Below are 6,636 nucleotides of genomic sequence, written 5' to 3' on the forward strand. Positions count from 1 at the left end.
ATAGTCACTTCGATTTTTTATGATGATTAGCAAAAGCTATTACATAAAATAACTATGTAGATCAACATACTAACATAAACAATCTTTCTTCTTCTTTCACTTTTTACCTATACTTTTACATATTCTTTTACATTTAGTTCGATAACCAACCTTGTGTTCTGGTGTGTTGGTGATGTATAACACTATTAACACAATTGAATAGATGGACTAAATATGTCAGAACAGTGGAATAAAGAAACTCCAATCTACTTGCAGTTATATCAACAAGTCGTTTCGCGCATTCTCGATGGCTACATCAAGGAAGGTGAAGCTTTACCTTCGGTGCGCAATGTTGCGGCACAATACCAATTGAACCCAATAACCATTTCAAAAGCCTATCAAATGCTGCAAGATGAAGATATCGTCGAAAAGCAACGTGGAAAAGGCTTGTTCGTAAAACCGGGCATGCAAAATTTAATGCTGTCACGCGAACGTGAAACCTTTTTAACTAAACAATGGCCAAGCATTTTATCTCAAATAAATCGCTTAAAGCTCTCTGCACATGATCTATTAACTAACCAAGGAGAGAATAGCTAATGACCTCATTAATCAACATCTCAAACTTAACCAAACAATATGGCGACAAAGCTGCAGTAAATAATGTCGATTTAACAGTCAAAGCCGGCCAAATACTAGGACTTGTCGGCCCAAATGGAGCAGGAAAAACAACCTGTTTACAAGCATTACTTGGTTTAACCGATTATCAGGGTGAAGTTGACATTTTAGGTTACAACCCAAAGTCTCAACGTACTGCAATGCTAAATGATGTTGCCTACATCGCTGATGTAGCTGTATTACCAAAATGGATGAAAGTCTCACAAGCACTTGAATACATGACAGGCATTCACCCTAACTTCAACCAAAGTAAAGCCGAAGAGTTTCTTGCTAAAACTAACATTAGCAAAAATTCTCAAATCAAACAGTTATCTAAGGGAATGATAGTACAAGTTCATTTGGCGCTAATATTAGCCATAGATGCCAAGGTGCTTATTCTTGATGAACCAACGCTAGGTCTAGATATTTTGACTCGTCGTCAATTTTATAGTCACTTACTTGAAGATTTTTATACTCAAGATAAATGCATCATTGTTACCACACATCAAATTGAAGAAATTGAGCATATTTTAACAGATGTCGCCTTTATTCAATCTGGAAAAATAGTCTTGTGTGAAGACACTGAGCATATAAAAGAACGCTTTAAGTTAGTGGCGGTCAATCAAGAAAAAATCGAACAAGCGAATCAATTTAACCCTATATTTTCGAACAGTTTAATGGGGTTAACCACCATGTTATTCGACGGTGTTGATCAAGAAACGTTAACCAATTTAGGCAGTATCACCTCACCAACATTAGCGGATATTTTTGTCGGTGTAATGACCAAGGAGACATGCTAATGAATACTTTACAGCTAACAACATCAATTAAAAAAGAAATATGGGAATACAAAAGAATTTTTATCTGGCTTCCAGCTATCATCGCAAGCATCATTATTTTAGCACCACTTATTGGTTTTTTACTCATTGATGGTAATCTAACTACCTTTTTCTTAAACAATAACCCAAATGCTACTTGGCTTGGTTTTTGGCAAGAAATAGCAAAAGTTCAACATGATAAAATGTTTAATGTTATCGCTTTTAGTTTTAGCTCCATGCTTTTTATACCTTTTTTACTTATCGCAACATTAGTACAGCTTTATTATTTTATAGCTTGCTTGTTTGATGAGCGTAGAGATCTTTCTATTTTATTTTGGCGCTCATTACCGGTATCTGACAGCTTAACCATTGGTGTTAAATTACTTGTCGGGGCTTTAATTTTGCCCGGGTTGTTTTTATTAGCTGCTACTTTAACTTTAGGGTTATTCCTTATCCTTGCATTTTTCCTTTGTACTATTCTTGCTTTAGGTTTTGACATTTCATTATGGGGGTTATGGAGTAGTAGCAATATTTTCTCACATATGATGACCAGTTGGTTAAACCTATTGCCTTATACACTTTGGATGCTGCCGTTATATGCATGGCTAATGTTAGTTTCAATGTTCTCTAGCAAGGCACCTTTTTTATGGGCAATTATCCCTGTGGTGGTAGTACTTCTTGTTGAAGCATTCATCGTTCATTATTTTAATTTAGATAGCCAAATACTCCTTGGAGCAATTACAGACTACTTTGCGATTTCTGAAAATAACGTCAATCATTACTTGCACGATCAACAGAGCATTTCCTTAGTACCAATGAAAGTAATAAGTAGCAAAATCAGTGTATTTGGTATAGCGTTAGCTGCCGCATTTATATACGCTACATACTGGTTAAGAGCAAACAGAAGTCATCATTAAGGCCTGTTGTAATTAACGACTGAAAGCACTGGTAAACTTTTCCGCTAATAAGCCCTATTCAATGAATAGGGCTTTTTTATATTTTAAATTGGCGCTACCGAAAGCTGTAAAATTGCTATAAAGTAAAGGGGTTTAGTCTCAGTCCTTAAGGGCGATGGCTATTTTTAACACTAGCAGCATTAGTATTTACATATTTGGAACAACCAAACTGCGCTCATACTACTTTACTATTAATAAAATAGCGCATTGCTGAAAATATAAACATAGTTCAACAAACGCAAATAGTGCATATCATGAAAAACTACTCAGAAGATCAAAAAATTCCAGCTCCTTTATTACAAAATAGTGCCTTGGTTTTACGACCTGCACGAAAGCGTGATTTTTCATCGGTAAAGTTGTATCGCCAAGATCCAGAAAATTGTCGTTTTATTCGTCTACCAGAAAGTGATGCCGATACCTTAGCTATGGTCGAAAAAATGAGTCAACCTTGGCAACTTACACAAGGTTATTGGAATGGATTAGTCATTTGCTTATCTGACAATGATACCGTTATTGGCGAGGTCGCTTTCAATATAGAAGATTGGCACCACCAACGTGTTGAAATAGGTTATAGAATAAGTAACGTAGCTGCTGGCAAAGGTATTTGCACAAAAGCGGTTTCTCTATTAATTAATTATTTATGCGACAACATTGGCGTACATAAGATTGTCGCTAAATGTGATCCTAGAAATGTCGCCTCTTATAAAGTAATGGAAAAACTTGGCATGAAACGAGAGGCTTTCTTTACAGAGCACTATCTCTTGGGAGATGAGTGGGCAGATCAATATGATTACGGGTTATTAGCAGCTAATTGGCAACAATAATATAAGTATCACTGCTACCCTTTTCAAATAATTAGCATCGTTCAAATAATCTGCCCATATTAGTTCTATTGTCTCAATCTACTGGCTTATAATTACTGGCATCTAAGGGGCTATTTTTGCTTAAAAAGGTACGCAATATTTCAGCGTCAATTAACGATGTGGCAACATACCCTTTATGCTTGAGTAATTTAGGGTAGCCATCGCCACCGGCTGCATTGTAACTATTTAAGCTAAAACGGTAAGTACGATTCTTCTCTATGGGTTTTTCTTGAATTAATATATTAGTCACTGCGCCATTAATAACCTGAAAAGACACACCACTAAATTGAGCATAGGCACCAGAATCAGGTGGGAAAGCGGCCACTATTTTTAAATAGGCTTCAACTTCACTTCCTGTCATATCTACATAAGTAATTCTATTTTTAAACGGATGTATAGACAGAATTTGTTTATAGTTCACTTCACCCGACTCAATTGAGCCTCTAATACCACCAGAGCTAATAATACCAAAATCAGCATTAACCGCTTTTTTCTGAGCTGTAGCGATCAGGTTTCCCAAGTTTGTTTGCCTATTCCTCACTTGCGCTCTATCGCCGTTCAACAATCCTTTCACCGTAGCAAACGGTACTAATATTTTAGCTTCTCCTTTTTGTTGATATGGTAATAAAAACTCATATATTTCAGGCGATTTTTCAATTTCTTCGCCAATAAAGCTACGCGTGATTTCGCCATTAGCAATGGTTTGCTTTCTTGTTAAGTTAACCGGGATAAGTTGATATGACGTTAATTTTACTTCATCATTAGATATTTCAAACTCTGCTTTACCAACATACTTGCCCCATTCATGCGCTTGCATGATCCAAGTATCATTTTGTTTATCAGGTTGACAATCATTGCCCGGATGATAATCAATAACGCTATCATTTTCACCGAGCATACATATCGGCTCTTGCGAATGTCCGCCAATAATAACATCTAGCATACCTGTAGGTAGCTCACGTGCTAAGGTGACATCTCCTGGTGCATTAATCCCATGTTTCGCATCAACATAATGCCCCATATGGGTAACAGCAATTGTGATATCCACAGACTGTGTTTGTTGAATTTGCTCAATAGCCAATTTTGCAGCCGTGCTTGGCTTAGTAAAAGCTAAGTGACCGACATAGTCAGGGTTACTTATTATTTCAGTATCAGTAGTCGTCAAACCAACTAAAGCTACTTTTATTTCGCCTTTGGTGATAATGGTACTAGGTTGATAGGCATGCTTATTTGAAGTTCTATCAATGATATTCGCGGATAAAAAAGGAAAACCTGCCCATGCTTGTTGTTTTGCAAGTACTGAAACAGGGTTATCAAATTCATGGTTACCGATAGCCATCGCATCATAGCCAAGTAATGCCATGCCTTTGAAGTCAGGCTCTGCTTGCTGCATATCCGATTCAGGAATACCAGTATTGATATCACCACCCGATAATAAAATGACTTCTTGGCCATTTAGTTTCGCTTGTGCACGTAACCTATCAAGTAAGGTTTTACGTGCTGCCATACCATATTCGCCGTGATCATTATGCCAAAAACGGCCATGGTGATCATTAGTATGTAATATCATCAGCTTTTTAACCTCAGCGTTCACTTCACCATGAGTATTACTGCACGCAGAAAGTAAAAGTGTACTTATAAAAATACAAGTAGCTAAAGGTTTACAACATAACGTCAACACTTTCATCAATACATATTTCCAAGGTTAATCTGTGCTATAAAAACACCATAGAGTTAAAGTATAAAATAAACCTGTCCAATTAGTCATGTTTTTATTGGTTCATATTTCAATTTTTTAGTAACTGAGTTTTTTTATCTTTTTAGCTATTAACACAATGGGGCCCGTAATTATTATGTTAATGAGCAGCCCAATAATAATGCCAAACAAAATACTACTGAGCGTTAACGGAATACCTAACGAAAAGTTATGCAAGGTTTCTTTAAGATAACCTAAACGTTTAGGCTGAAACATATAAAAAGACTTTTCTAGCAAATTACCTTGTTTAAATAACTTAATTCCGTTAGTTAACTGTTCAAATGTTTCTAACGTTTCTAGCTTTTGTTTTGCATCAGCGCGAACACTTAAGTTGTCATTCGATAGATGATCTTCAATCATAGCCCTCACATTAGCGTATTCATATTTATCTGCGGTTATTTGATATCCTTCAATTTGCCACTTGGTCGCTTGATAAAGGCCTGACAAAAATTGCTGATAATGATCTGCTAACTGCGGGATTTGTAATGCAATAATTAAACACCCACCAAAAATCAATTTATCAACTAATCTTGCTATCAACTTAATTCTCCTTAGCAATTCGTACCATTTAGCCTAAAACGACCCTTTGTAACTACATTAACACAGTGAAGTCATTTGTTAATTTTTCATCACATTTCTATTTAGCAAAAATTAATGCTAATGTTAAAAAACCTTATCTGATGTTTTTATGAGGAATTAATGACATTTCAACCATACCAACTTTTTATTTCTGTACTATTACTCGCACTTGTTTCATTTTCTTGTATAGCTGACGTAATACATTTGAGCCTTCATAATATTGAATCTGCACCTAAACGCCCGCTCATTGTTAAGCTAAATATTGTTGAAAAAGAGGCTAAACCGCTTAAATTTAGTTTAGTAAATCAAAATGTTGAAAGCCCTCTACAAAGTGAACGTTTAAATGACTTTATGATCAAGCTTACAAGCCCTCATTACATTAGTGGTGCTGCAGCGATTCATGTTTATGAGCAGAGTAATAATCGTTGGATGCAAATAGACAGTATCAGCTTGACCGACTCAAATGAGACGGAAAACCTTACTGAAATTACCCAAAATAAACATGAGCATTTAACTCAAAAGCAAATAGAACCGACCGTAATAGTTAGCCCACTCTCTATAAATTCTCAAAACTGTTTATTAACCCGACAAGCTAAAGAAACGCTTTGGAGTATCGCGAGTCGTTATAAAGAATCGTTAAAGCTCGATACTTACAGTACTATTATTGCAATATATAACAGTAATATGTCTCAATTTAACAAACGCCATATTAACTTGTTAAGAAATGGCGCAACATTAAAGTGCCCAAGTAATGAAGTATTAGCTACCTTAGGCAGTAAAGCAGGTATGAAAGAAGAGTTTGAGCGTCTTAGTCAACTCCCAATGAAGTAACCTTTTTGCCTGTTACGTTTTAATTAATTACATTAAGAGACTTTTATGAAATACCTTTGTGCATTATTACTACTGGTGAACAGCAACTGTTTTGCAGAAGTTGTAAGTAAAGCATCTAGGGGCTGTTGATCTTTCGGGGTTGTTTTTGCAGCTTTTTGTTGGATATTTGTACAAGGCAGAGCCTTTGTCATGTGGTTATT

At 35.9% G+C, this 6,636-nt stretch carries 7 protein-coding genes; 5 read left to right on the plus strand and 2 right to left on the minus strand.

Features of this window, described 5'->3' with window-relative positions; translation table 11 throughout:
* Positions 1 to 213: 213 nt before the first annotated feature.
* The 4 genes from D1094_RS17460 (at position 214) to D1094_RS17475 (ending at position 3,231) form a co-directional block, all read left to right on the plus strand.
* Positions 214 to 576, plus strand: a complete 363-nt coding sequence (locus D1094_RS17460; protein WP_118961388.1) for a GntR family transcriptional regulator — start codon at positions 214 to 216, stop codon at positions 574 to 576.
* Positions 576 to 1,433, plus strand: a complete 858-nt coding sequence (locus D1094_RS17465; RefSeq protein ID WP_118961389.1) for an ABC transporter ATP-binding protein — start codon at positions 576 to 578, stop codon at positions 1,431 to 1,433. Before D1094_RS17460 ends, D1094_RS17465 begins: the two co-directional genes overlap by 1 nt.
* Positions 1,433 to 2,368, plus strand: a complete 936-nt coding sequence (locus D1094_RS17470) for a hypothetical protein (protein ID WP_118961390.1) — start codon at positions 1,433 to 1,435, stop codon at positions 2,366 to 2,368. The genes D1094_RS17465 and D1094_RS17470 overlap by 1 nt, the downstream gene beginning before the upstream one ends.
* A gap of 293 nt (positions 2,369 to 2,661) precedes the next feature.
* Positions 2,662 to 3,231 (plus strand): GNAT family N-acetyltransferase, encoded by a 570-nt coding sequence (locus D1094_RS17475; RefSeq protein WP_118961391.1) that lies wholly within the window; start codon positions 2,662 to 2,664, stop codon positions 3,229 to 3,231.
* 73 nt (positions 3,232 to 3,304) lie between these two features.
* On the opposite strand, the gene ushA is transcribed toward D1094_RS17475, so the two are convergent.
* Together ushA and D1094_RS17485 are read right to left on the minus strand one after the other, a co-directional pair.
* Positions 3,305 to 4,957 (minus strand): bifunctional UDP-sugar hydrolase/5'-nucleotidase UshA, encoded by a 1,653-nt coding sequence (gene ushA / locus D1094_RS17480; protein ID WP_118961392.1) that lies wholly within the window; start codon positions 4,955 to 4,957, stop codon positions 3,305 to 3,307.
* 108 nt (positions 4,958 to 5,065) lie between these two features.
* The gene (locus D1094_RS17485) at positions 5,066 to 5,566 is read right to left on the minus strand and encodes a DUF2937 family protein (RefSeq protein WP_118961393.1); all 501 of its coding nucleotides are present in this window, start codon (positions 5,564 to 5,566) and stop codon (positions 5,066 to 5,068) included.
* 159 nt (positions 5,567 to 5,725) lie between these two features.
* Here D1094_RS17485 and D1094_RS17490 point away from each other — a divergent pair, with 159 nt between their 5' ends.
* On the plus strand, positions 5,726 to 6,436 hold the full coding sequence (locus D1094_RS17490) for a FimV/HubP family polar landmark protein (protein ID WP_118961394.1): 711 nt from the start codon (positions 5,726 to 5,728) through the stop codon (positions 6,434 to 6,436).
* Positions 6,437 to 6,636: the final 200 nt, after the last annotated feature.

Origin of the sequence: Colwellia sp. RSH04 (assembly GCF_003545765.1) — a bacterium.
GTDB lineage: Bacteria > Pseudomonadota > Gammaproteobacteria > Enterobacterales > Alteromonadaceae > Colwellia.